At 62.9% G+C, this 20,317-nt stretch carries 21 protein-coding genes; 8 read left to right on the top strand and 13 right to left on the bottom strand.

The features are described 5' to 3' along the window. Positions 1–237: 237 nt before the first annotated feature. The 6 genes from F3H95_RS10675 to F3H95_RS10650 form a co-directional block, all read right to left on the bottom strand. Positions 238–1,320 carry an ABC transporter ATP-binding protein gene (locus F3H95_RS10675; protein WP_149745927.1) on the bottom strand — a complete coding sequence of 361 codons (1,083 nt, stop codon included), beginning with the start codon at positions 1,318–1,320 and terminating at the stop codon, positions 238–240. Then, positions 1,317–2,144 carry a carbohydrate ABC transporter permease gene (locus F3H95_RS10670; protein ID WP_149745926.1) on the bottom strand — a complete coding sequence of 276 codons (828 nt, stop codon included), beginning with the start codon at positions 2,142–2,144 and terminating at the stop codon, positions 1,317–1,319. Before F3H95_RS10670 ends, F3H95_RS10675 begins: the two co-directional genes overlap by 4 nt. Beyond that, positions 2,141–3,043 (bottom strand): sugar ABC transporter permease, encoded by a 903-nt coding sequence (locus tag F3H95_RS10665; RefSeq protein WP_143128082.1) that lies wholly within the window; start codon positions 3,041–3,043, stop codon positions 2,141–2,143. Before F3H95_RS10665 ends, F3H95_RS10670 begins: the two co-directional genes overlap by 4 nt. Before the next feature lie 138 nt (positions 3,044–3,181). Continuing rightward, positions 3,182–4,417, bottom strand: a complete 1,236-nt coding sequence (locus tag F3H95_RS10660) for a sugar ABC transporter substrate-binding protein (protein ID WP_149745925.1) — start codon at positions 4,415–4,417, stop codon at positions 3,182–3,184. Between the two features lie 80 nt (positions 4,418–4,497). Beyond that, a complete protein-coding gene (locus F3H95_RS10655; protein WP_149745924.1) occupies positions 4,498–5,400 on the bottom strand; it encodes a sugar phosphate isomerase/epimerase in 903 nt (300 codons plus the stop codon). Positions 5,401–5,403: 3 nt separating this feature from the next. Further along, positions 5,404–6,447, bottom strand: coding sequence for a Gfo/Idh/MocA family oxidoreductase (locus F3H95_RS10650; RefSeq protein WP_149745923.1), 1,044 nt, complete (start codon positions 6,445–6,447; stop codon positions 5,404–5,406). A gap of 137 nt (positions 6,448–6,584) precedes the next feature. On the opposite strand from F3H95_RS10650, the gene F3H95_RS10645 reads away from it, so the two are divergent. Next, entirely contained in the window at positions 6,585–7,601 is a 1,017-nt protein-coding gene (locus F3H95_RS10645) for a LacI family DNA-binding transcriptional regulator (RefSeq protein ID WP_143125036.1), read from the top strand. An 11-nt stretch (positions 7,602–7,612) separates the two neighbouring features. Here F3H95_RS10645 and F3H95_RS10640 read toward each other — a convergent pair whose 3' ends face one another. Then, a complete protein-coding gene (locus F3H95_RS10640) occupies positions 7,613–8,212 on the bottom strand; it encodes a biliverdin-producing heme oxygenase (RefSeq protein WP_149745922.1) in 600 nt (199 codons plus the stop codon). Between the two features lie 666 nt (positions 8,213–8,878). On the opposite strand from F3H95_RS10640, the gene F3H95_RS10635 reads away from it, so the two are divergent. The 3 genes from F3H95_RS10635 to yghX all read left to right on the top strand — a co-directional run bounded on the left by F3H95_RS10635 (position 8,879) and on the right by yghX (position 11,866). Further along, positions 8,879–9,604: a response regulator transcription factor gene (locus F3H95_RS10635; RefSeq protein WP_143125038.1), complete on the top strand. Its 726-nt coding sequence runs from the start codon at positions 8,879–8,881 to the stop codon at positions 9,602–9,604. Further along, positions 9,601–10,854, top strand: coding sequence for an ATP-binding protein (locus tag F3H95_RS10630; protein WP_143125039.1), 1,254 nt, complete (start codon positions 9,601–9,603; stop codon positions 10,852–10,854). Before F3H95_RS10635 ends, F3H95_RS10630 begins: the two co-directional genes overlap by 4 nt. 124 nt (positions 10,855–10,978) lie before the next feature. After that, positions 10,979–11,866 (top strand): YghX family hydrolase, encoded by an 888-nt coding sequence (yghX, locus tag F3H95_RS10625; protein ID WP_149745921.1) that lies wholly within the window; start codon positions 10,979–10,981, stop codon positions 11,864–11,866. Between the two features lie 53 nt (positions 11,867–11,919). On the opposite strand, the gene F3H95_RS10620 is transcribed toward yghX, so the two are convergent. Next, on the bottom strand, positions 11,920–12,435 hold the full coding sequence (locus F3H95_RS10620; protein ID WP_149745920.1) for an SRPBCC domain-containing protein: 516 nt from the start codon (positions 12,433–12,435) through the stop codon (positions 11,920–11,922). 104 nt (positions 12,436–12,539) lie between these two features. On the opposite strand from F3H95_RS10620, the gene F3H95_RS10615 reads away from it, so the two are divergent. Continuing rightward, positions 12,540–13,433 carry a LysR family transcriptional regulator gene (locus F3H95_RS10615; protein ID WP_210248550.1) on the top strand — a complete coding sequence of 298 codons (894 nt, stop codon included), beginning with the start codon at positions 12,540–12,542 and terminating at the stop codon, positions 13,431–13,433. Between the two features lie 103 nt (positions 13,434–13,536). Here F3H95_RS10615 and F3H95_RS10610 read toward each other — a convergent pair whose 3' ends face one another. The 4 genes from F3H95_RS10610 to F3H95_RS10595 are packed head-to-tail and all read right to left on the bottom strand — an operon-like array spanning position 13,537 to position 17,024. Next, on the bottom strand, positions 13,537–14,589 hold the full coding sequence (locus tag F3H95_RS10610; RefSeq protein WP_149745918.1) for a 4-oxalomesaconate tautomerase: 1,053 nt from the start codon (positions 14,587–14,589) through the stop codon (positions 13,537–13,539). Continuing rightward, complete coding sequence (locus F3H95_RS10605) at positions 14,582–15,253, bottom strand: 4-carboxy-4-hydroxy-2-oxoadipate aldolase/oxaloacetate decarboxylase (RefSeq protein WP_149745917.1); 672 nt, start codon at positions 15,251–15,253, stop codon at positions 14,582–14,584. Before F3H95_RS10605 ends, F3H95_RS10610 begins: the two co-directional genes overlap by 8 nt. A 1-nt stretch (position 15,254) precedes the next feature. After that, complete coding sequence (locus tag F3H95_RS10600; protein WP_149745916.1) at positions 15,255–16,223, bottom strand: VOC family protein; 969 nt, start codon at positions 16,221–16,223, stop codon at positions 15,255–15,257. Positions 16,224–16,277: 54 nt separating this feature from the next. Beyond that, positions 16,278–17,024, bottom strand: a complete 747-nt coding sequence (locus tag F3H95_RS10595) for a PIG-L deacetylase family protein (RefSeq protein ID WP_143125046.1) — start codon at positions 17,022–17,024, stop codon at positions 16,278–16,280. 160 nt (positions 17,025–17,184) lie between these two features. Here F3H95_RS10595 and F3H95_RS10590 point away from each other — a divergent pair, with 160 nt between their 5' ends. Next, positions 17,185–18,072: an NAD(P)-dependent oxidoreductase gene (locus F3H95_RS10590; protein WP_244617963.1), complete on the top strand. Its 888-nt coding sequence runs from the start codon at positions 17,185–17,187 to the stop codon at positions 18,070–18,072. Then, positions 18,069–19,286: a LysR family transcriptional regulator gene (locus tag F3H95_RS10585; protein ID WP_188134355.1), complete on the top strand. Its 1,218-nt coding sequence runs from the start codon at positions 18,069–18,071 to the stop codon at positions 19,284–19,286. Before F3H95_RS10590 ends, F3H95_RS10585 begins: the two co-directional genes overlap by 4 nt. On the opposite strand, the gene F3H95_RS10580 is transcribed toward F3H95_RS10585, so the two are convergent. Continuing rightward, entirely contained in the window at positions 19,250–19,516 is a 267-nt protein-coding gene (locus F3H95_RS10580; protein WP_143125048.1) for a WGR domain-containing protein, read from the bottom strand. The two genes, F3H95_RS10585 and F3H95_RS10580, sit on opposite strands and share 37 nt — an antisense overlap. A 200-nt stretch (positions 19,517–19,716) precedes the next feature. Between F3H95_RS10580 and F3H95_RS10575 the strand changes: the two genes are divergently transcribed. After that, the gene (locus F3H95_RS10575) at positions 19,717–20,304 is read left to right on the top strand and encodes an ANTAR domain-containing response regulator (protein ID WP_143125049.1); all 588 of its coding nucleotides are present in this window, start codon (positions 19,717–19,719) and stop codon (positions 20,302–20,304) included. Positions 20,305–20,317 lie beyond the last annotated feature (13 nt).

Below are 20,317 nucleotides of genomic sequence, written 5' to 3'. Positions count from 1 at the left end.
AAACCCAGCAGCAAAACCGCTAACCCGCCAGAACAAGAGACACCGTCGCCAGCAGCGCCGCCGCCCTCGTTGATGAACCGGCTTATACGAGCCACCACACAAAGCGTCAATCCGTATTTTTTCATTGCGCGACGTTTTTGTCATAAACCTTTGATGTGGAACGTCTATTTTTGCAGCCCGCCGCGAATCGCAGAAGCCTCTGCCGACGACTGTCTGCGGCGGGCAAGCAGAAACAGATCACGCCCCGGGCATCGGTATGCGGATATCAGTCTGCGCATCGAAGACATGTAGGTTCGACGGCTCGAAATCGACGCCCATCTGCTCCCCGCGCCTGAGGAAAAGGCGTTCGCTGGCTACAACCGTGATCTCCGGGCGGCTGTCGGACACCACATAGGTACTGGACCCCGTGCTTTCGACAGCGCCGACCGGAAAACGGATCTTTGCTGCATCCGGTGAAACGAGCCGAAGATGTTCTGGACGCAGTCCGACATGGACCGCCGTACCATTCATCAAGGGGGCATCGAAGGGCAGCCGGACATCCTCACCTGGCTGAATGTCGAGCCGCAACGCCCCCTCGACATAGGTGGCCGGAATGAGGTTCATGGCGGGAGAACCGATGAAGCCAGCCACAAACCGGTTGACCGGCCGGTCGTAGAGATGAAGCGGCGCGCCCTGCTGCTCGATCACCCCCTGACGCATGACGACGACATGATCGGCCATGGTCATGGCTTCCACCTGGTCATGGGTGACATAGACGGAGGTTGCCCCCAGCCGGTCATGCAGCGCCCGGATCTCCTTGCGCATCTGGACGCGCAGGGCGGCATCGAGGTTCGACAGCGGCTCGTCGAACAGGAAGGCCTTGGGATGACGAATGATCGCACGGCTCATGGCAACGCGCTGCCGCTGACCACCGGAGAGTTCGCGGGGATAGCGATGCAGAAGATGCGAAAGACCGGTAATCGCCGCCACATCCTCCGCCGCCTTGCGAGTTTCCGCGCGGTTCACACCACGGATACGCAGCGAATAGGTCAGATTCTCCTCAACCGTCATGTGCGGATAAAGCGCATAGGACTGGAACACCATGGCGAGATCGCGCTTGCGCGGCGGAACACCGTTCATCCGCTCTCCCGCGATGAAGAGATCGCCGGTCGAGATGCTCTCCAGCCCCGCCAGCGACCGCAGCAGCGTGGACTTGCCGCAGCCGGACGGGCCGACCAGTGCAACGAACGCCCCCTTGCGGATGGAAAGATCGATATCCTTCAGTGCATGATAGGCCCCGTAATACTTGTTGACGCCGGTGAGTTCGATCTGCTGGGTCATTTGAGCGCTCCGGACGTCAGGCCGGAAACGATCCGGCGTTGCAAGAGAACGAAGATGGCGAGGATCGGCGTCACATAGATCGTGGCGAAGGCCATGATGCTGTTCCATTCATTGGTGTTCGGTCCCATGAAGGAGTTCAAGCCGACGCTGGCCGGCTGATATTCGATCGCCTGGATGATCGACTTCGAATAGACGAACTCACCGAAAGCCTGCATGAAGATGAGGATGGCGGAGACGAGAATGCCGTTGCGCGCCAGAGGCAACACGATGTTGAAAAAGGCGCCGATCCGCGAATTGCCGTCGACCAGGGCCGCCTCCTCCAGTTCCATCGGCACGCTCATGAAGGTGGCCCGCACCAGCACCACGAAGAAAGGCATGGATTTGGCGGCGATGGCCAGAACAACGGCAAACCGCGGATAGTCCAGCAGGCCAAGCTGCGAGAAGCCGACGAAGATCGGCGTGATCATCAGCGAGGCCGGAAGAACCTGCAGCATCAGGATCAGGAACAGACCGACATCGACCCAGCGGTTGCGATAGCGGGCAAGCACATAGGCGCAACCGGTTCCAAGCAGCGTGATGACGGTGACCGCGCCGGTCGCGATCACCAGCGAATTGCCGAGATAGCGGGCCAGATTGCGGCTTTCCCACACATAGACATAGGTATCCCAGTGGGGATCGCTCGGCCAGAAGCCGGGCGGCGTGGCAAAGACGGCCGACCCGCTCTTCAGCGTGGTGATATACATCCAGTAGAGCGGGAAGAGATAAACCGCCGCCAGCGCAAGCGCGATGAGCAGCATCAGGCGGTCTCGCCAGGCCTCGGTCATCCGCGCACCTCCTGTCGGGTCGAGCGGACATAGATGACCGATGCCAGCATCACGAACAGGATCATGATGACCGAGATCGTCGCGCCGCGGGCAAAATCATATTGCTTGAAGGAAAGGTCCCAGGCCCAGTACTGGGCGACGTTCGAGGCATTGTTCGGCCCGCCGGAGGTGATGGCGGCGAAGAGATCGAACTGCTGCAGGGTGAAGATCAGGCCCAGCGACAGGATAGCGCCGATCGACGAGCGCATCATCGGCAACGTGATGGTGACGAAACGCTGCCACACATTGGCACCGTCCAGTTCCGCCGCCTCATAGAGATCTTCCGGAATGGCCGAAAGACCGACGGACAGCAGGATCATGTTGAACGACGTGCCGAGCCAGATATTGGCGAGGATGACGGCCCACAGGGCAAAGTTCGGATCGGAGCGCCAGAAGATGTTCCGGGAGATGAGGCCCGCCTCACGCAGCAGGAAGTTGATGACACCGAAATCGCCTGAAAGCATCCAGTTCCAGACGGCACCGACCACAAGCCCCGGCATGATCCACGAGATGAGGAAGAGACCGCGCAGCCACGAGGCACCCGGGAAATTGACCCAGAAGAACAAGGCAAGGCCGAAGCCGATGACGAACTGGCCGGCAATCGAGGCTGTGACGAAAATGGCCGTGTTGGCAAAGATCGGCCAGGTTTCCGGCTCGGCAAACAGCGCCTTGTAATTGGCAAGGCCGACGAAGGGCCGGATCACGCTGCCCAGCGAGAACATGTCGACTTCCTGGAAGCTCATCAACACGTTGTAGAGGAGCGGCAGGCCGGACAGTGCCAGCAGGAAGCCGAGGGGGACAGCGACGAGCAGGATGTCGAAGCCGCGACCGTCGGTCAGAGACAGGGCAAGTTTGCGCAACGGTTTCATCCTTGAAAAGGGGCCGGAACCGCCGGTCAGCAGCCGCCCCTAAGAGATCGGGACAGCCGCCGACCGGGAGGGAGCCGGAATGCAGGGGGACAGGGCCGTGGCCCCTTCCCGGCAAGCGGAAGAGGAATCTCAGCCGAGAACGGCGTCGATCTTCTTCTGGGCCTGATCCAGCGCATCCTTGGGCGACATCTGGCCGGTCAGGGCCGCCTGGATCGCGTCCTGGATCGCCTTGGAAATCTTCGGCCATTGCGGATGCGGGCCGCGCGCCTGCGCATATTTCAGCTGCTCCTGGAAGACCTTCAGCGCAGCATCCTTCTTGGCATCGCCCGTGGCTGGCAGCGTGATGTCGGAGCGGGCCGGAAGCTGGCCGTATTTCGCAAACATCTTGTCGTCCTGCGAGGCGAAATACTCGATTGCCTTGAAGGCTTCCGCCGGATGCTTGGTGGAGGAGAAGATCGCCCAGTTGAAATCGCCCATGGCCGACGAACGCTCGGCGCCCGGCTGCGGGATCGGCAGCAGCGCCACCCGCCAGTCGAACTTTGCCTCGCTGGTCATGCGGTTGAGTTCCCAGGGACCGGAGATCGCCATGGCGGCATTGCCGGCATTGAAGGTGCCGGTCGAATCCCACTGGCCACGCGTCAGGCTGTCCGGCGAGGCGAGCTTCTCGTCCATGATCGTCTTCCAGGCGGTCAGCGCTTTCACACCGCCCTCAGTATTGATGTGCTTGTAGCTGCCGCCGGCCATCTGCACCCAGGGCAGGAACTGGAAGGTGCCTTCCTCATTGCCCTTGGCGGAGAAGGCAAGGCCATAGACGTTCCTGGCGGGATCGTTGAGCTTGCGAGCCGCGGCCAGCAGTTCATCCCAGGTCTGCGGCGGCTTGTCGGGATCGAGCCCCTTGGCGCGAAACATGTCGGCATTGTAGTAGAGCGCGATCGTGTTGGTCGCCTTCGGCACACCATAAAGCTTGTCCTTCCAGGTGACCGAGTTTAGCGGCCCCTTGAAATAATTTTCCTTCTTGATGACACTCGACTTGGAGATCATGTCGGTGAGGTCAAGAAAGGCGCCGCGCGACGCAAAGAGCGCATGTTCGGGATTGTCGATGGCGATGATGTCGGGGGCCTGCCCGGTGGAATAGGCGCGCATGGCCTCGCTGACGACGTCATCGAACTGGATCAGACGGTATTCCACCTTGATGTTCGGTTCCTTGTCGTCGAATTCCTTGGCGAGGTTCCAGGCCGGCTGCTCCGGCTTGTCCAGGCTCCAGATGCGCAGCGTGATTTCCTCGGCGCTCGCATGCGACATCCCGAGTGCGGGGATGCCAGCGAGCGCGACGGCGCCCGCCATCAGACACATTCGAATAGACATGCTCTCCTCCTAGAGTTTGACCATTCCGATCGGTTTCATGTCACACCCCGGCCAGCGTCCTCCCCGCCGGCCGTGGCGTCTTACTGGGGATCGGTCACGAAACTGCCGCCCCGGCAATTCTTGAGGTAGTTCAGCGCATGCACCTGGCCCGTCATTTCCAGCTGGTCGCGGTAGACGGGATCATGCCAGCCTTCGATATCGACGGAACCGGACCATCCGGCAAGCCGAAGCTCGGACATCACATCCGTCCAGTTGGTGTCGCCAAAGCCCGCCGTGCGCATGAAGACGAAGGGATGCTTGCCGAAAATGCCGTGCTCGCGGATCACGTCCCAGCGTATCGTGGCGTCCTTGCCATGGATGTGGAAGAACTTGTGCGCCCATTTGCGGATCTGCGGCAAAGGCTCGATCAGATAGACCATCTGGTGGCAAGGCTCCCATTCGAGCCCGATATGATCGTCCGGCGTCTCGTTGAAGATCAGTTCCCAGGCATCCGGATTGTGGGCGATGTTCCAGTCACCCGTCTGCCAGTTGCCGTCCATGGCGCAGTTCTCGAAGGCAATCTTCACGCCCTTGTCAGCCGCGCGGCGGGCAAGCTCGCTCCAGATCTCGCGATAGCGCGGAAGGCTGTCCGGCAGCGGCCTGCCGCGCACGCGGCCGGTGAAACCGGCCACGCAGGTTGCGCCGAAGTGATGGGCATTATCGATGCAATCCTTCCAGCCCTGCAGCGTCTGCAGGTCGATGTCGGTGCCTTCGAGCGGATTGCCGAACATGCCGAGGGTGGAGATGGTGATATCGCGATCGCCGATCGCCTCAACGCAGCGCTTACCGAGATCGGCCAGATCCTGGCCATTGGTGGTCTGCCAGAAGAAGGGCTGGAAGCTCTCAAACCCCATGTCGGACAGTTGGCCGATGCGCTCCGCGGCCTTGCCGGCGGAAGCGCTGATCATGGTGCCGATACGGATGGATTGGGCGGGATTGCTCACAGGTCAATGTCCTTCTGTCTGAATGCTGACGACCTGGCCGGTGCGGGCGCTTTCGATGGCGCCGAACACCATGGCAAGGCTTCTGATATTGTCGTGGCTCACCGTCTCGGGCACCGTGCCGCCACGGATTGCCGCGACAAAATCCCTCAGCACGCTGCGGTGGCCATGCGTCTGCGTTTCGAACGGCGCTTGCGGCACATCGACCGTGCGCAAGCCGCGCAGCAGGCCGGCCTCATCGCCCGCCACCGTCGCCTCGAAGGCGTCTTCGCCATCCCAGGTCAGCATGCCCTTGGAGCCGATCAGCCGCCAGGCGCTTTCCCAGCTGGTGCGGCGGCCTTCCGCGCACCAGGAGCCGCGATAGGTCAGAACGACGTCGTCCGAGAGCCGGAAAATCGCATTGGCGGCCGCACCGTGGCGATACCAGGAACCGGCAGGATTGGTTTCGACGCAATAGACCGAAAGCGGCACCTTGCCGGACACGAAGCGGGCGGCATCCAGCGTGTGGATCGCCATGTCGAGCAGCAGGACATGATCCATGTCGTCCCGGAAGCCGCCGAAATGCGGACCGATGAAGAAATCACAGTGAACACCGGTCAAGGTGCCGATGACCCCCTCCTCCACCGCCCGGCGCAGCCGGCGGATGCCCGTGATGAAGCGGCGATTCTGCACAATGGCGTGGATGCGGCCTGCCTGCCGTGCCACTTCGATCAGATGCCGCGCTTCATCCATGGAGATGGACAAAGGCTTTTCACTCAGAACATGGCAACCATGAGCAAAGGCCGTTTCCACGACGGCGGCCCGCGCGACAGGCACAACCACGTCGAACACGAGTTCCGCGCGCGTCGCCGTCAGCACCTCGCCGAGATCGGTTCCGATGCAGACGGATGACAGTGCGAAATCCTGGGCCAGCGCCTCGGCCGCACCTCGGTTGAGATCCACCAGACCGACGACGATCACATCCCTTTTCAGATCGGGATCGTCCTGCAAGGCCCTCAGCCAGCCTCTGGCCATAGCTCCGCACCCGCACAAAACGGCTCTGTATGTCACTGAAATCCTCCTGCGGACGGAATGGAACTCCTCTTCCATCACCTTCCGTAAACGTTTACGACACTAATTGCGGGGGACTTGCCCTGTCAAGAGGCTTTCCGTAAACGATAACGGAGCAGAAGGGATACAAGGCGCACATGAAAGGCATTCGCCAACTGGCAGATCACCTCGATATCTCGATCGGCACCGTGTCGCGCGCCTTGAACGGCAAGCCGGATGTGAACGACGAAACCCGCAGGCGCGTGTTGGAGGCAGCCGAAAAATTCGGCTATGTCGCGAACCAGGCCGGCCGTTCGCTGCGCAAGGGAGCCACCGGCATCATCGGCTTCATGATGCAGACCGGGCATGAAATCACCGGCCAGGGCGACACCTTCTTCATGAGCGTGTTCGACGGAGTGCAGACGGTGCTCGCCCGCCACAAGCTCGATCTCGTCGCCCTGCTCTGCTCATCGGAAGAAGATCCCGATGCCTATATGAAGCGCGTTGTAGCGCGCGGCTTTGCCGACGGCATCATCCTGTCCGCCACGCGTTACCGGGATGATCGCTTCGGCACGCTGCACAAGGCAGGCATACCCTTCATTTCGCTGGGACGCAGCCGGAGCGATGTCGGCCAGCCCTGGTACGACCTCGATTTCGAGGGCATGGCAGAGACCGCCATCGATCGGCTTGTGGCGAAGGGCCACAAAAAGATCGCCATCGGCCGCCCGGAAGGCGAAATCAACCTCGGTTACGTGTTCGAGGAACGTTGTCACGCGGCCCTGGCCCGGCACGGGCTGCGGCTCGATCCGGCCCATGTCTTCCGCTCCCGGCCGAACGAAAGCGGCGGATACAAGCTGGCGCGGAATTTTATCGCGGCGCCCGCACAGCCAACGGCCATGGTCCTGCTGAACGAGGCGACCGTGATCGGCTTCTATCGCGGGCTGGAAGAGGCCGGACTGACGCCCGGCCGCGAGGTGGCGGTGATCGGGCAATACAGCCCGCTCGTCCAGTTCCTGTCGCCGCGGCTGACCTGCTTTCGCCCCGCGCTGCGGGATCTTGGCGTGGCGGTGGCGGAAAGCCTGCTTTCCACCATGCCCGCCTTTGCCGACGCCTATCCGCAGGCGCCGCGCCAATGCCTCTGGCCGATGAACTTCATCGAGGGCGAAAGTGGCTGATCGCAGGCGGCTCAGGCCGCTGCGGCGGCCTCAGCCTCGACCCGCGACAGCACGAATTCGAAGGCGCGCCTTGCTCCTTCGATGGCGCGAGCCTCTTCCTCGGCAGACAGTTCGACCGCGTCGAGCGCCGCGGTGAAACGACGCCACTGCAGGCCCCGGCCTTCCGGATGGCCGGCCAGATGACGGGCACCAAACTCTTCCGACAGGCCAAGCTGCTCCTTCGCCGCCTTGAGCAGGAAGGCGGCACCGAGGTTCGACCCCTCCGCCACATAAAGCCAGCCAAGCGCTTCGGCGCCCACGATGGCGGGCCTTTCCTCAACGGGCAGAAAAACAGGAGCTCCGCCCAGATCCACCACATCGGCACGCACCTCAGCCAGACGGCAACGGTCGGCAAGGTCAGGCAGAAGGGAGGCCAGCCAGGCATCATCATAGAGTTCCTCTATCGCGGCATGGAACGCACACTGGATCTTGAGGAAGCGGAGATAGTTCGGCCGCCCGGCAAACGGCTGCAGCGACATGATGCGTCCATCAAGGCGCTCGTGTGTCGGATGGGTTTCGGCACGCAGACGCGCGGCAAGGCTGTCGACAGGGCTGGCGGGTTGGATGGTCATCGTCTTTGCTTCTTGAAAATTGCAGGGTTCGGCTGGCGACACCGATCGGAACATCGTCAGGTAGCGCCGGGCGTCCAAATGAAAAGTCCGACGGACAGCGATTGCTGCCAGCCGGCACGATCGGCATACACAAACATGATTATGTTAATCAAGATAAATCTGGAAGGTCGCGCTCGCCGGTTGCCTTTCGGCATTGCCGGAGAAAACCGGCTTGGTTCGTCACATCGGGATAGACAAAACGCTGGTATAAAAAAGAAGGCCGGCCCCGGAGGCACAGGGGCCGGCCTGGAGCAGAGGAAGCGGCAGGGGGGCCTCTCTTCCGCTCAACAATGGCGCCGACGCATAAACGCCAGCGATTACGCCTTACCCTTTGACGGATGCTCGGAGATCCTGCCGCCCTGTCAAACGCGATCACGGGTCTCGGCAAAACGCGTGTGCGCGGACAGAGGACGTGCACGAAGAGGCGAAGCAATCCACAATCCGGGACGCTCTCTTTTTACCGGTCACCGGTTTCCGGGGTTGTGCCGATGATTTCCGAACATCTCCGTCGGTCGCATTTTTGTAACGAAATGTTTCTCGTTCCCCTTTGGAAACATTGGTTTACAATTTTTTCCAGCTGCCGCGTCGCCGATCGGCTAGTCAGGACTGGATTGGAAAGGACATCTGATGAACGGCAGTGGTCACATCCTGATCGTCGACGACGACCGCGAAATCCGGTCGCTGCTGTCGCGCTATCTGGCTGAACAGGGCATGCGGGTCAGCGTTGCAGCCGACCGGAAGGAATGCGAAGCGATGGTGGCAACCGGCAAGCCGGATCTGGTGGTGCTGGATGTCATGCTGCCGGACGGATCGGGTCTCGACATCTGCCGGATGCTGCGCGAGCGCCAGCCCTCGCTTGCCATCATCCTGCTGACCGCACTGAAGGAAGACGTCGACCGGATCATCGGCCTGGAAATCGGCGCCGACGACTATCTCGGCAAACCCTTCAACCCGCGCGAACTTCTGGCGCGTATCAAGGCCATCCTCCGGCGCACGGGGCAGACAGCGGAAAGCCCGCCATCCGCCCGGCTCTATTTCTTCGAGGGCTTCGAGGCTGATCCTGCTCTTCGCATGGTCCGCCACGAGAGCGGCGCCCAGCTCGATCTCACAGGTGCCGAATTCGATTTGCTACAGGTTTTCCTGGAACGCCCCGGCCGGCTTCTGTCGCGCGACCAGTTGCTCGATCTCACACAAGGCCGCAACCGCGATCCGATGGACCGTTCGATCGACGTACTGATCAGCCGGCTGCGGCGCAAGCTCAACGAGCATACGGAGGCCATGATCTTCAAGACCGTCCGCAATGGCGGGTACCAGCTGACGGTGACCGTCAGAACCCTTGCGGGCGGCCGATGAAGTCGCTTTACCACCGCATCGCAGCGCTCCTTGTGCTATCCATCGTGTCGGTGGTCGGACTGGCCACCTTCGTTGCCAGCCGCGTGCTGGAGCCGCCGGATGCACACGACATCCTTGCGCCGGTTGTGTCGCAGATGCGGCTGACGCTGGCGCTGGTGGAAACCGACCCGGCGAAGGCCGCAACCGCCGGCGCCCGGCTGGACAACCGGCTTCCGGACGGCCAACCCCATGCGCGGTTGAGCGAAGCCCTTGTCGAGATGCTGGCAGCCGACGACATCCATCTGCCCTCCGAGGTCATCAAGACGAGTGAGACCCCGCCGATGATGGCGGCCGTGCGCACGCCGGATGGCGCATGGGCGGTGTTTCGCATCCCGCATCGCGCACCGCCCTCCGACTGGCTCTATATCCTCGGCGGCTGGATGCTGCTGATCGTGCTTGGAAGCCTTGCCATTTCCTTCTTCATCGCCTCGAAGATCACCCGGCCGCTGGAACTTCTGGAAGGCGCTGCCGAAAGTATCGGCAAGGACGGGCTTCTGCCGCCCATCCCCGAAAAGGGCAGCCGCGAGGTGCGCGCCACGGCTCGCGCGCTGAACCGGCTGAGCAGCCGGCTGCGCAGCGCTCTGGAAAGCCGCATGCGGCTGGTGGCAGCCGCCGGCCATGACCTGCGAACCCCCATGACCCGCATGCGGCTCAGGGCGGAGTTCATCAGCGGTGATGACGAGCGCGCCAAATGGCTGTCCGATCTCGAGGAACTGGACTCGATCGCCGACAGCGCGATCGGGCTGGTGCGCGAGGAGACCAGCGACTCCGGGCCGGAGTTGATCCGTCTCGACATCATGGTGCGGCTGATCACGGAAGAACTGGCAAAACTCGGCTTTGCCATCGAGCTTTCCAGTGCCGCCGATGCAACCGTGCCGGCGCAACCCATGGCGCTGAAGCGGGCGCTGCGCAATCTCGTGATCAATGCCGCCACTCATGGCGGCGGTGGTCGCTGGCGGCTCGAGACGACAGCCAAAGACGCCGTTCTGACCATCGAGGATGGCGGGCCGGGCATTCCCGAGGATCTGCTCGGCCAGGTCTTCGAACCGTTTTTCCGCGTCGATCCTGCCCGCCGCAAGACGGCGCCGGGGGCAGGCCTCGGCCTTGCAATTGCCAAGGAAATCGTCAACCGCTTCGGCGGCGATATCGACATCGCCAACCGGCCGGCCGGCGGGCTTGTGCAGACGGTGCGGTTGCCGCTTTCCGCCTGACTGGGGTCCGGAGGCTTTCCGGTGACGCAAACGTGATTGCATCTCCGCTTATGAAAGAGATCCCTTCTGCACGCTCGTGCGAATACTGTGCTGTTATGGGCGCATGGATTGGAGGGAGACCACGATGACGAGACTGACCGCAAGGGACTTTCCGCAGGAACTGCTGGAGCTTTACGATTTCTATGCGCATGGGAAGATCACCAAGCGCGAGTTTCTCGATCGCGCCGCGAAGTTCGCGGTGGGCGGCATGACGGCCGCCGCGCTGGTCGCACAGCTTTCACCGGATTATGCGCTCGCGCAGCAGGTCGAGTTCACCGATCCTGACATCCTCCCGGAATACATCACCTATGCCTCGGAGAAGGGCAACGGCCAGGTGCGCGCCTATCTCGTGAAGCCGGCCAAACTGGAAAGCAAGGCGCCGGCCGTCGTGGTGGTGCACGAGAACCGTGGCCTCAACCCCTATATCGAGGATGTGGCGCGTCGCGTGGCGAAAGCCGGTTTCATCGCGCTGGCGCCGGATGGCCTCACCTCTGTCGGCGGGTATCCCGGCAACGACGACAAGGGCCGCGAGCTTCAGGCCAAGGTCGATCCGGAAAAGCTGATGAACGACTTCTTCGCCGCGGTCGAATTCCTGATGGAATATCCGCAATCCACCGGCAAGGTCGGCATCACCGGCTTCTGCTATGGCGGGGGCGTTGCCAATGCGGCCGCCGTCGCCTATCCGGAACTCGCCGCCGCCGTGCCCTTCTACGGCCGCCAGCCGCGCGCGGAAGACGTGGCGAAGATCAAGGCGCCGCTTCTCATCCACTATGCGGAACTTGATACCCGCATCAACGAGGGCTGGTCGGCCTATGAAGCGGCGCTGAAGGCAAATCACAAGACCTACGAGGCCTATATCTATCCCGGCGTGAACCACGGCTTCCACAACGATTCCACGCCGCGTTACGACGAAGCCGCCGCAAAACTCGCCTGGGACCGGACAATCGCCTGGTTCAAGCGCTATCTGGCCTGATCAACAATGGCCGCGCCCGCACCCGCAGGGCGGCCACCTTACAAGGGTGCCGCTCAGCCCCTGGTCGCGCGGGCCGCGGCAACCAGCCCGTCCAGCCATTCCTGGTGGCCGTTGATCATGGGATTGGGCACGGACTTCGCCAGATCCCTCGCAGGCCCTCCGTTCTGTGTTTCCTGCGTGAGAATGCGAACCCGGCCACACGACAGATCTTCGATCAGCCAGGCATGGTGAACATCCAGACGCGCTTCCGTGCCCTCCTCGCCTGCCCACCCGTGCCAGGCAATCCGCGCCGGCTGTCCCTCAACAGGCGGCACATGCTCGACCACCTGAGCATTGACGGGAAAGCCAAAAGTGCTGAAGAAGAACCGCACGTCCGGTTCGAGTGCCGGGCCCTTCCCGTCTTCAATACGGATATCGGCCGCGTTCCGATAGTAGGTCGGCCAGCGGTCCGGAACGTTGAGAAAGGGCCAGACATCGGCCGTCGTCAGCCCGGCCACGATCACTTCGTTCGAGCAGTAGTTGTCGGTGAAACCGGGGACATAGCCTTTTGGCCATAGGATATCGCTCATGTCATTCTCCTGAAATCGTCAACGCCCATGCGACGTCGGATGCTGGGAAAATGCCGATGGATGAGTTATAACTCCAATCGCTATTTCTGATTTCAGTTATCATCTTGGCCGATATCAAGACAACCGACCTCAATCTGCTGAAGGCCTTCGCTGCCCTGATCGAAACCGGATCGGTGACGCGGGCCGCAGACATGCTGGGACTGACACAACCGGCCGTCAGCGGCATGCTGGCGCGCCTGCGCGACACGTTCGATGACCCGCTGTTCGTGCGCACCCAGCGCGGCGTGATCCCGACACCGCGCGCCGAGGCACTCGCAGAACCGGTGCGGGCGGCGCTCGCCGCGATCCAGTCAGTTCTCGTCCCGCATGTCTTTCAGCCGGGCACGACAAACCTCACGATAAGTCTCGCGGCAACGGACTATGCGCAGAAAGCCGTGGTTCTGCCGCTGCTGACAAGCCTTCGACACGACGCGCCCGGCATCCGTGTTGCCGTGCGCCCCGTCGACAGGGAACACCTTGCACGACAGATGGAGAGCGGGCTGGTGGACATGGCCCTGATTACCCCGGACATGGCACAGGACACCATGCGTAGCCGCCACCTGTTCGATGAGACCTATGTGTGCGTGATGCGCGACAACCACCCGGCAGCCAGCCAGCCAATGGATCTCGACCTTCTCTGCGCCCTCGATCACGGCATCATGTCGCATGACGGCACGCAGTTTCGCGGCGCAACTGACGAGGCACTGGCCAGGATGGGGCGCCGCCGCCGCGTCGTCGCCAGCGTCCCGAGCTTCATGGTGTTGATCGAGATGATCCGTTGCAGCGACCTGATGGCCTTGCTACCGCGGCGGCTGGTGGCCGAGATGACCGGTCTTCACATCACCGAGCCGCCACTTGCGGTGACCGGCTTCAGCAAACTGTTGACCTGGCACGAACGCCTGCAGCACGACGCTGCGCATCGCTGGCTGCGCGATCGGATCGCGGAACTGGCAAGCTGACAACACTGACGGATTTGGCTTGCCTCGGCAGAGATCCCGCGCTCCGGCAGGGCGACGGAACCCTTCCATGCATCTCCACTGCTGCTTGAGATGCATGGAAGGTTTACCGCGGAAACACCATCCCGTCGAACAGCTTGCGGGCAGTACGCACGGATCCCGCCCCGCGCAGTGTCCCATCCTCCGCAATGTCGAGAAACACTTCCATGGCACCCGTCGGATGTTCCACCTGATAGCGCCCGTCGGGCGGCTGGACGGCGAGCGTGTGGGCAGTGGTTCCTGCAAGACGGGTGGCAGTCGCCACCGTGATCGCGGCAAAGACGCCGACGGTCGCATGCACGCGATGCGGAATGAAGCTGCGCGTCGCAATGGCGCCACCGGCCCGAGGTGCAGAGACAAGCGTCATCTTCGGCACGGAGGCGGCCGTTACGTCGCCGAGCATCATCATCGGCCCCGCCTGCAGGCGGATCGCCTCGATCCTCGCTTTGAGCGCCTCGTCGGCCTCCAGCGCCTCGCGGCTTTCCTCCCCCGTCAGTCCGAAATCGGTGGCGCGCAGGATGACGCAGGGCATGCCGTTATCGATCAGCGTCGCCTCCACGCCGTCGATCACGTCCACCGTGTTTCCGGTCGGCAGCAGTGCGCCGCACATCGAACCTGCCGTGTTCATGAACAGCAACGGCACCGCCGCGTGGCGACCGGGCACGCCGGCAATCTCGGTATCTCCGGCATAGTTCACGCGGCCGCCGGGAGTCGCAATCCGCGCCACGGCCACCTCACCGGTATTGACCATGTGGATGCGGACCTCGGTGCACTCGCCGGTCGGCGCGACAAGGCCGCGCTCGATCGCCGCCGGACCGACGCCGGCCAGAATGTTGCCGCACCCCTGCGCATCGCTGACCAGCGCCTTGTCGACGAAGACCTGCAGGAACAGATAGTCCACATCGGCATCCAGCCGGCTGGGCGGTGACAGGACTGCCACCTTCGATGTCAGCGGATCGGCGCCGCCGATGCCATCGATCTGGCGCGGATCGGGCGACCCCATGATCCGCAGCAGCAGATCGTCACGGTCGGCGGGATCGGCCGGCAGGTCTTCCTTGAGGAAGTAGGCGCCCTTGGACGTTCCGCCGCGCATCCACAGGCAACGAATACCGTCAGACATATTTCAGCCCCTTGGCTTCCAGCGCCGGTCGCATGTTGTAGATGTCTAGCCCCAGTTCGCCGGCCGCAAGACGCTTGCGCTTCATCTCTTCATTGGCCAGCCGCTGTTGCGCCGCAGCAAGCACCGCGTCCGCCTCCGCGCGGCGCACGACGCAAACGCCATCGTCATCGGCGACGATCACGTCGCCTGCCTCGATATGCGCTCCGGCACAGACCACGGGCACATTCACCGAGCCCAGCGTTTCCTTCACCGTACCCTGCGCGGAAATCGCCTTCGACCAGACGGGAAACCCCATGGCGGCCAGATCCCGCACATCCCGCACGCCGGCATCGATGATCAGACCGCGGCAACCGCGCGCCTTGGCAGATGTCGCCAGCAGATCGCCGAAATAGCCGGTGTCACAGGGGCTGGTCGGCGCCAGGACAAGAATGTCGCCCGGCTTTAGCTGCTCGATCGCCACATGCAGCATCCAGTTGTCGCCGGGCGGCGCAGAAATCGTGATCGCGGAGCCCGCGATCTGGGCCCCCGCATAGATCGGCCGCAGATAGCTTGCCAGAATGCCCCTGCGCCCCTGCGCCTCATGCACGGTCGCGACACCGGCCGCAGCAAGACCATCGATAACGGAGGCAGCGGCGCGTTCGATGTTCTGGACAACCACGCCCATGTCAGTGCTCCTTGTTCACCGGCGGTGTACCGTGCGTATGGAAGCTTTCGATCGTCTTCAGGCCCCAGGCCTGGCCCTTGCGTCGCTCCGTTTCCGTCCAGACCACCGGCTGCCAGTCCGGCGCGAGGATCAGCCGTGCCCCTGCATTGGCCAGTTCGACGCGGTTGCCGGCCGGTTCCCAGACATAGAGGAAGAAGGTGCCCTGAATCGCGTGCTTGTGCGGCCCGGTTTCGATGTGCACGCCGTTCTGAAGGAAGATGTCGGCGGCCCGCAGAATGTCTTCCCGCTGGTCCGTGGCATAGGTCACATGGTGCAGGCGGGCATTGCCACCACCATGTTCTTCCGTGCAGGCGAGATCATAGGTCTTGTTGTTGATGGTGAACCAGCAACCGCCGAGCCGGCCATTGTCCAGCTGGATCATTTCCGTCACGCGCGCGCCAAGGCAGGTTTCCATGAAGCGACGGAACTCCCGGACGTCGGAACTTAAGAGGTTCAGATGGTCGAGCCGGCGCGGCGCGGCACCGGAAAAGGCAGAGGCCGTGTTCTTCAGCGCTGCCCGCTCAGCCTCCTGCTGCGGCTGATACCACCGCGTTTCCCAATAGATCTCGAAGATATGGCCGAACGGATCCTCGAAGCGGAAGGCGGGGCCGTGGCTCTCATCCCCGTCAGTCCAGCCATGCACGGCGTAGCCCGAGGCTTCGATCGCCGCCACGCGGCGCTGAAGCGCGTCCGGGCTTGCGGCGCGATAACCGATATGACCGACGCCTGTGGTCGTGGCCCGCGTCAGCTTCAGCGTGCAGTATTCGTAATCGTCCCAGGCCCGCAGATAGGCGGAAGCCTCATCCTTTCCGGAGAGTTTCAGACCATAGACGCGGGTGAAGAAATCGAGGCTGTCCTCGAAGCGATCGGTGAACATTTCGACATGGCCGAGATGGGCAATATCGAAGGACGGATTGGTGGGCTCAGACATGCGGGCTCCTCCCCAGTGCTGCGTGACGGCCGGTCCGGATCAGCCGGAGCGAGCCTAAAGCTCGTCCACCGTGCGCGGAAAGACCGACTGAAAACCTTCCGCATATTTCGCGGCCCGGCCACCCGACTGACCGCCGGAATTGCGCATGAAGTGGTTGGCCCGGTTTTCCGCCACGCGTGTGTAATACTCCCACAGATGCTCCTGGCCCTCCATGCATTCGATGGCGGCCCGCTTTCGGTCCCAGACGGGTGTGATGTCGAGGAAGACATCCGGCTTCCAGCCCATCTGCTCGGTCTGGTGCGGCTCGAACAGATAGAGCTGCGGGGCGCCGAGCACCGTCTGGCCGGGATTGTGCCCCCAGGCCTGGGCGATCATTCGCGCCTCGAGCGCCACCTGCGTCGCATACATATGGTCGGTGTTGTAGGGATCGTAGTGCGAGTGGCTGAGCATGAAGGCCGGCTGCACGGCGCGGATCACGTCGACAAGGCGATACTTGTCGTCGTCCGTCAGCCGCAGCGGATAGTCGCCGAGATCGAAACTGATCAGGTCATGCACGCCAAGCGCCTCGGCCGCCTTTTCCGCTTCCGTCCGCCGCGCCGCCTTCACCCGCTCCAGGGTCATGCCCGGCTGTTTCCACAGCTTGGCGGATTCGCCGCGTTCGCCGAAGGAGAGGCAAACGACCGTGACCTGATAGCCTTTTGCCGCATGCAGCGCGATGGCGCCGCCGCAACGCCAGACAAAATCGGCAGCATGCGCGCTGATGACAAGAGCGGTCTTTCCCGCCGGGCTTTCGCTGGACATCCTGTTTCCTTCCCGAAGGTTTCCTCCTCCCAAGGCTTGCGCCGGCAGCCGCTCGAGATCAAATGGAAACACCGCATCTCATCATAAGTTCAAGCTATAAGGGCTGGCGTTGACGGGCAGCCTTTGCCACACTCTTCCGCACACGAGGGGAGGCGAGCGGATGTCCGGACACAGGGAAAAAATGCCTGCCATCGGCTTTATCGGCTTCGGCGAGGCGGCCCATGCGCTGGCTGCCCACTGGTCTCATCCCGGCGCGGGCGGGCTTCGCGCTTATGATCCGAAGCTTGCCGGCGCCGAGGCAGACAGCCTGACTCTTGAGCGTTGCCGACAGGCAAAGGTAACGCCGGAAGACACACCCGGCGCGGCGTTGGCCAAAGCGGGCCTCGTCTTTTGCCTCGTCACTGCCGATCAGGCACTCAATGCTGCACGCGCCTCAGCACCCCACATCCTGCCCGGCACGCTCTGGCTCGACGGCAATTCCTGTTCTCCCCAGACCAAGCAGCAGGCGGCGGAGGTCATCGGAGCAGCCGGCGGGCGCTATGTCGACATGGCGATCATGGCGCCGGTCTATCCGAAGCGACACGAGGTGCCGGTGCTGCTCGCCGGTCCGGATGCCGAGATGGCTGCCGGTCTGCTGATCGCGCTCGGCATGCGCCCGAGCCTTGCGGGGGAGCGGGTGGGAGACGCCTCCAGCATCAAGATGCTGCGCTCGGTGATGATCAAGGGGCTGGAAGCACTGACCAGCGAATGCCTGCTGGCCGCCCGGCGCGCCGGGGTGGAGGAGGCCGTTCTCGCCTCGCTGCAGGCCTCCGATCCCGGCATCGACTGGCGAAAGCGCGGCGCCTACAATCTGGACCGTATGCTGGTTCATGGCGCACGCCGCGCCGCCGAAATGGAGGAGGTTTGCGCAACGCTCACCGCCTTCGGCCTGCCCGACTGGATGAGCCGCGGCACCGTGGAATGGCAAAGGCGATTGGCCGGCCTTCACCTTGACCCTGGAGCGGATGATCTGGCGGAACGATCCGACCGGGTGCTCGACCGGCTATGACGGCGCGAAACCTGCGCCATCTGCGTCTGTTTACCGCCGTCGCCCGGTTGAAGACGCTGACGGCAGTGGCGGAGGCCTGGCACATCTCCCAGCCGGCCGTCACGCAGGCCATCACCAAGCTGGAGCGGGAAACAGGCGGATCCCTGTTTCAGCGCAGCCGTCACGGCTTCTTTCTCACCCCGCGCGGCCATATTCTTCAACATCGCGTTGACAGTGCCTTTGCGCTGCTCGATCCGGTGCTGGAGGAGATTTCGCCACGGCTGAAGACGACGCTGACGCAGGCGCAGCTACAAGCCCTGATCGCCGTCGGTGAAAGCGAGAACTTCACGCTGGCCGCGCGCAGGCTGGCACTGGCCCAGCCGACGGTGCACCGGGCAGTGACGCAGGTCGAGCAGGAATCGGCGCGCAGCCTGTTCGAGCGCACCGCCTTCGGCATTCTGCCGACACGGCTCTGCCAGTCGCTGATCCAGGCGGCACGGCTGGCGCTCTACGAACTGGATCAGGCCGCAGCCGAGCTTTCCGAGTTCGACGGCGAAGAAGCCGGCAGCGTGGTGGTCGGCGCCATGCCGCTTGCCCGCTCCACCCTGCTGCCGCGCGCCCTCAGACGCTTTCGCCTGGAACATCCCACCTGCCCCGTCCGCATCCTCGATGGCCCCTATGACGAACTGCTGGGCGGCTTGCGGCGGGGGTCGATCGATCTCCTGGTCGGCGCCCTGCGCGTGCCGGCCCCCATCGGCGACGTGGTTCAGACACCGCTGTTCCATGACCGGCTGGCGCTGCTCGCCGGTCCCGGCCATCCGCTGGCCGGCCGTCCCACACCATCCATCGAGGATCTCCTCGCCTACCCCTGGGTCGTTCCCCGCACGGGAACCCCGACACGCGACCAGTTCGAAACATTGTTCACCGCAGCAGGGCATCAGCCTCCCGCCCCCATCATCGAATCCGGCTCGCTGCTGCTGATACGGGAACTGCTGACGGATGGCCGGCATCTCGGCTGCCTGTCACGCCACCAGTCACAGCCGGAATGCGAGCACGGCCTGCTGGTCGCGCTTGCTTTCCCCACCGATCACCTGTTGCGCCCCATCGGCATCACCACGCGCGCAAACTGGCGGCCGACCCGCGCGCAAAAGCGGATGATGGCGCTGATCACCGCCGAGGGCGAGGATGCGGCACGCCATCAGGCGCAGTCGCAGGATGCCGGCCTTGGCGCATAACCGCGGGCCCGCTTCTGCCGCAGCAGCCTCAGAAAAAGGTGCACGGCATCCTCTTCGCAGACAAAATGATGTTGCTTGCTTTGCCCGCCGGCACCGATGCGGCCCCAGCATCGTGTGAGACAGATCTCGCCGAACAGGGTCGGCGAGATCTCCATGACATAGTAGCGCGCCATGTTCTTCGTGGCATCGCGCCGCTCGATATAGAGGTGATAGGGCTGCCGGATCGTCATGGACACAAGAATCGCAGCTGCAATGTCAAGCGTCCAACGAGAGTTCTGAATCGATCACCTCGGATCGATTCCATTCGGTGATCCCCTCAGTTGCCGCCGCACACGGCATGCTGCACAAAAATTAAACTTCGAATGGAGTTGCTGCGTTATTGCGCAAAACCGCTTGCCAATCGGCGCGCCATACGCCATGTCTGCCAGCCATGAGCCATCTGGACCTCACCATTCTGGTCATCGACGAGAACGCCGTGCGCGCGGCGATCATCGAGGAAGGCTTGCATGAGGCGGGGCACCGCCATGTGACGATCGTGCATGAGGTGATGGGCATTGCCCGCCTGATCGAGACCCTCGCGCCCGACGTCATCATCATCGATATCGAGAATCCGAACCGCGACATGATGGAACACCTGTTCCAGCTGACACGCTCGGTAAGCCGTCCGATCGCAATGTTCGTCGACCGCTCGGACACGGCGGCCATCGAGGCAGCCGTCGATGCCGGCGTTTCCGCCTATGTGGTGGATGGCCTGAAGAAAGAGCGGGTGAAACCGATCCTCGACATGGCCGTTTCCCGCTTCAATGCCTTCTCACGGTTGCAGCGGGAACTGGCGGATGCGCGTTCGGCACTTGAGGAGCGCAAGATCATCGAACGCGCCAAGGGTATTCTGATGAAGATGCGCGGGCTCTCGGAGGATCAGGCTTTCACGCTGCTGCGCCAGACGGCCATGAACGAGAAGAAGAAGATGTCCGAGATCGCCCAAAGCGTGGTGACAGCGGCCGGACTGCTGATGTGATGGTCAAGGCGAA

This window comes from Rhizobium sp. RU35A (genome assembly GCF_900156005.1).
Classification (GTDB): domain Bacteria; phylum Pseudomonadota; class Alphaproteobacteria; order Rhizobiales; family Rhizobiaceae; genus Neorhizobium; species Neorhizobium straminoryzae.
This window is presented reverse-complemented; position numbering and strand designations above follow the sequence as displayed.

What these genes read in the sequence shown, in the direction of transcription:
- F3H95_RS10675 (WP_149745927.1), bottom strand. Translation starts at nt 1,320, where the DNA reads ATGACCCAGCAGATCGAACTCACCGGCGTCAACAAGTATTACGGGGCC.
- F3H95_RS10670 (WP_149745926.1), bottom strand. Translation starts at nt 2,144, where the DNA reads ATGACCGAGGCCTGGCGAGACCGCCTGATGCTGCTCATCGCGCTTGCG.
- F3H95_RS10660 (WP_149745925.1), bottom strand. Translation starts at nt 4,417, where the DNA reads ATGTCTATTCGAATGTGTCTGATGGCGGGCGCCGTCGCGCTCGCTGGC.
- F3H95_RS10645 (WP_143125036.1), top strand. Translation starts at nt 6,585, where the DNA reads ATGAAAGGCATTCGCCAACTGGCAGATCACCTCGATATCTCGATCGGC.
- F3H95_RS10640 (WP_149745922.1), bottom strand. Translation starts at nt 8,212, where the DNA reads ATGACCATCCAACCCGCCAGCCCTGTCGACAGCCTTGCCGCGCGTCTG.
- F3H95_RS10635 (WP_143125038.1), top strand. Translation starts at nt 8,879, where the DNA reads ATGAACGGCAGTGGTCACATCCTGATCGTCGACGACGACCGCGAAATC.
- F3H95_RS10630 (WP_143125039.1), top strand. Translation starts at nt 9,601, where the DNA reads ATGAAGTCGCTTTACCACCGCATCGCAGCGCTCCTTGTGCTATCCATC.
- yghX (WP_149745921.1), top strand. Translation starts at nt 10,979, where the DNA reads ATGACGAGACTGACCGCAAGGGACTTTCCGCAGGAACTGCTGGAGCTT.
- F3H95_RS10620 (WP_149745920.1), bottom strand. Translation starts at nt 12,435, where the DNA reads ATGAGCGATATCCTATGGCCAAAAGGCTATGTCCCCGGTTTCACCGAC.
- F3H95_RS10610 (WP_149745918.1), bottom strand. Translation starts at nt 14,589, where the DNA reads ATGTCTGACGGTATTCGTTGCCTGTGGATGCGCGGCGGAACGTCCAAG.
- F3H95_RS10605 (WP_149745917.1), bottom strand. Translation starts at nt 15,253, where the DNA reads ATGGGCGTGGTTGTCCAGAACATCGAACGCGCCGCTGCCTCCGTTATC.
- F3H95_RS10600 (WP_149745916.1), bottom strand. Translation starts at nt 16,223, where the DNA reads ATGTCTGAGCCCACCAATCCGTCCTTCGATATTGCCCATCTCGGCCAT.
- F3H95_RS10595 (WP_143125046.1), bottom strand. Translation starts at nt 17,024, where the DNA reads ATGTCCAGCGAAAGCCCGGCGGGAAAGACCGCTCTTGTCATCAGCGCG.
- F3H95_RS10590 (WP_244617963.1), top strand. Translation starts at nt 17,185, where the DNA reads ATGTCCGGACACAGGGAAAAAATGCCTGCCATCGGCTTTATCGGCTTC.
- F3H95_RS10585 (WP_188134355.1), top strand. Translation starts at nt 18,069, where the DNA reads ATGACGGCGCGAAACCTGCGCCATCTGCGTCTGTTTACCGCCGTCGCC.
- F3H95_RS10580 (WP_143125048.1), bottom strand. Translation starts at nt 19,516, where the DNA reads ATGACGATCCGGCAGCCCTATCACCTCTATATCGAGCGGCGCGATGCC.
- F3H95_RS10575 (WP_143125049.1), top strand. Translation starts at nt 19,717, where the DNA reads ATGAGCCATCTGGACCTCACCATTCTGGTCATCGACGAGAACGCCGTG.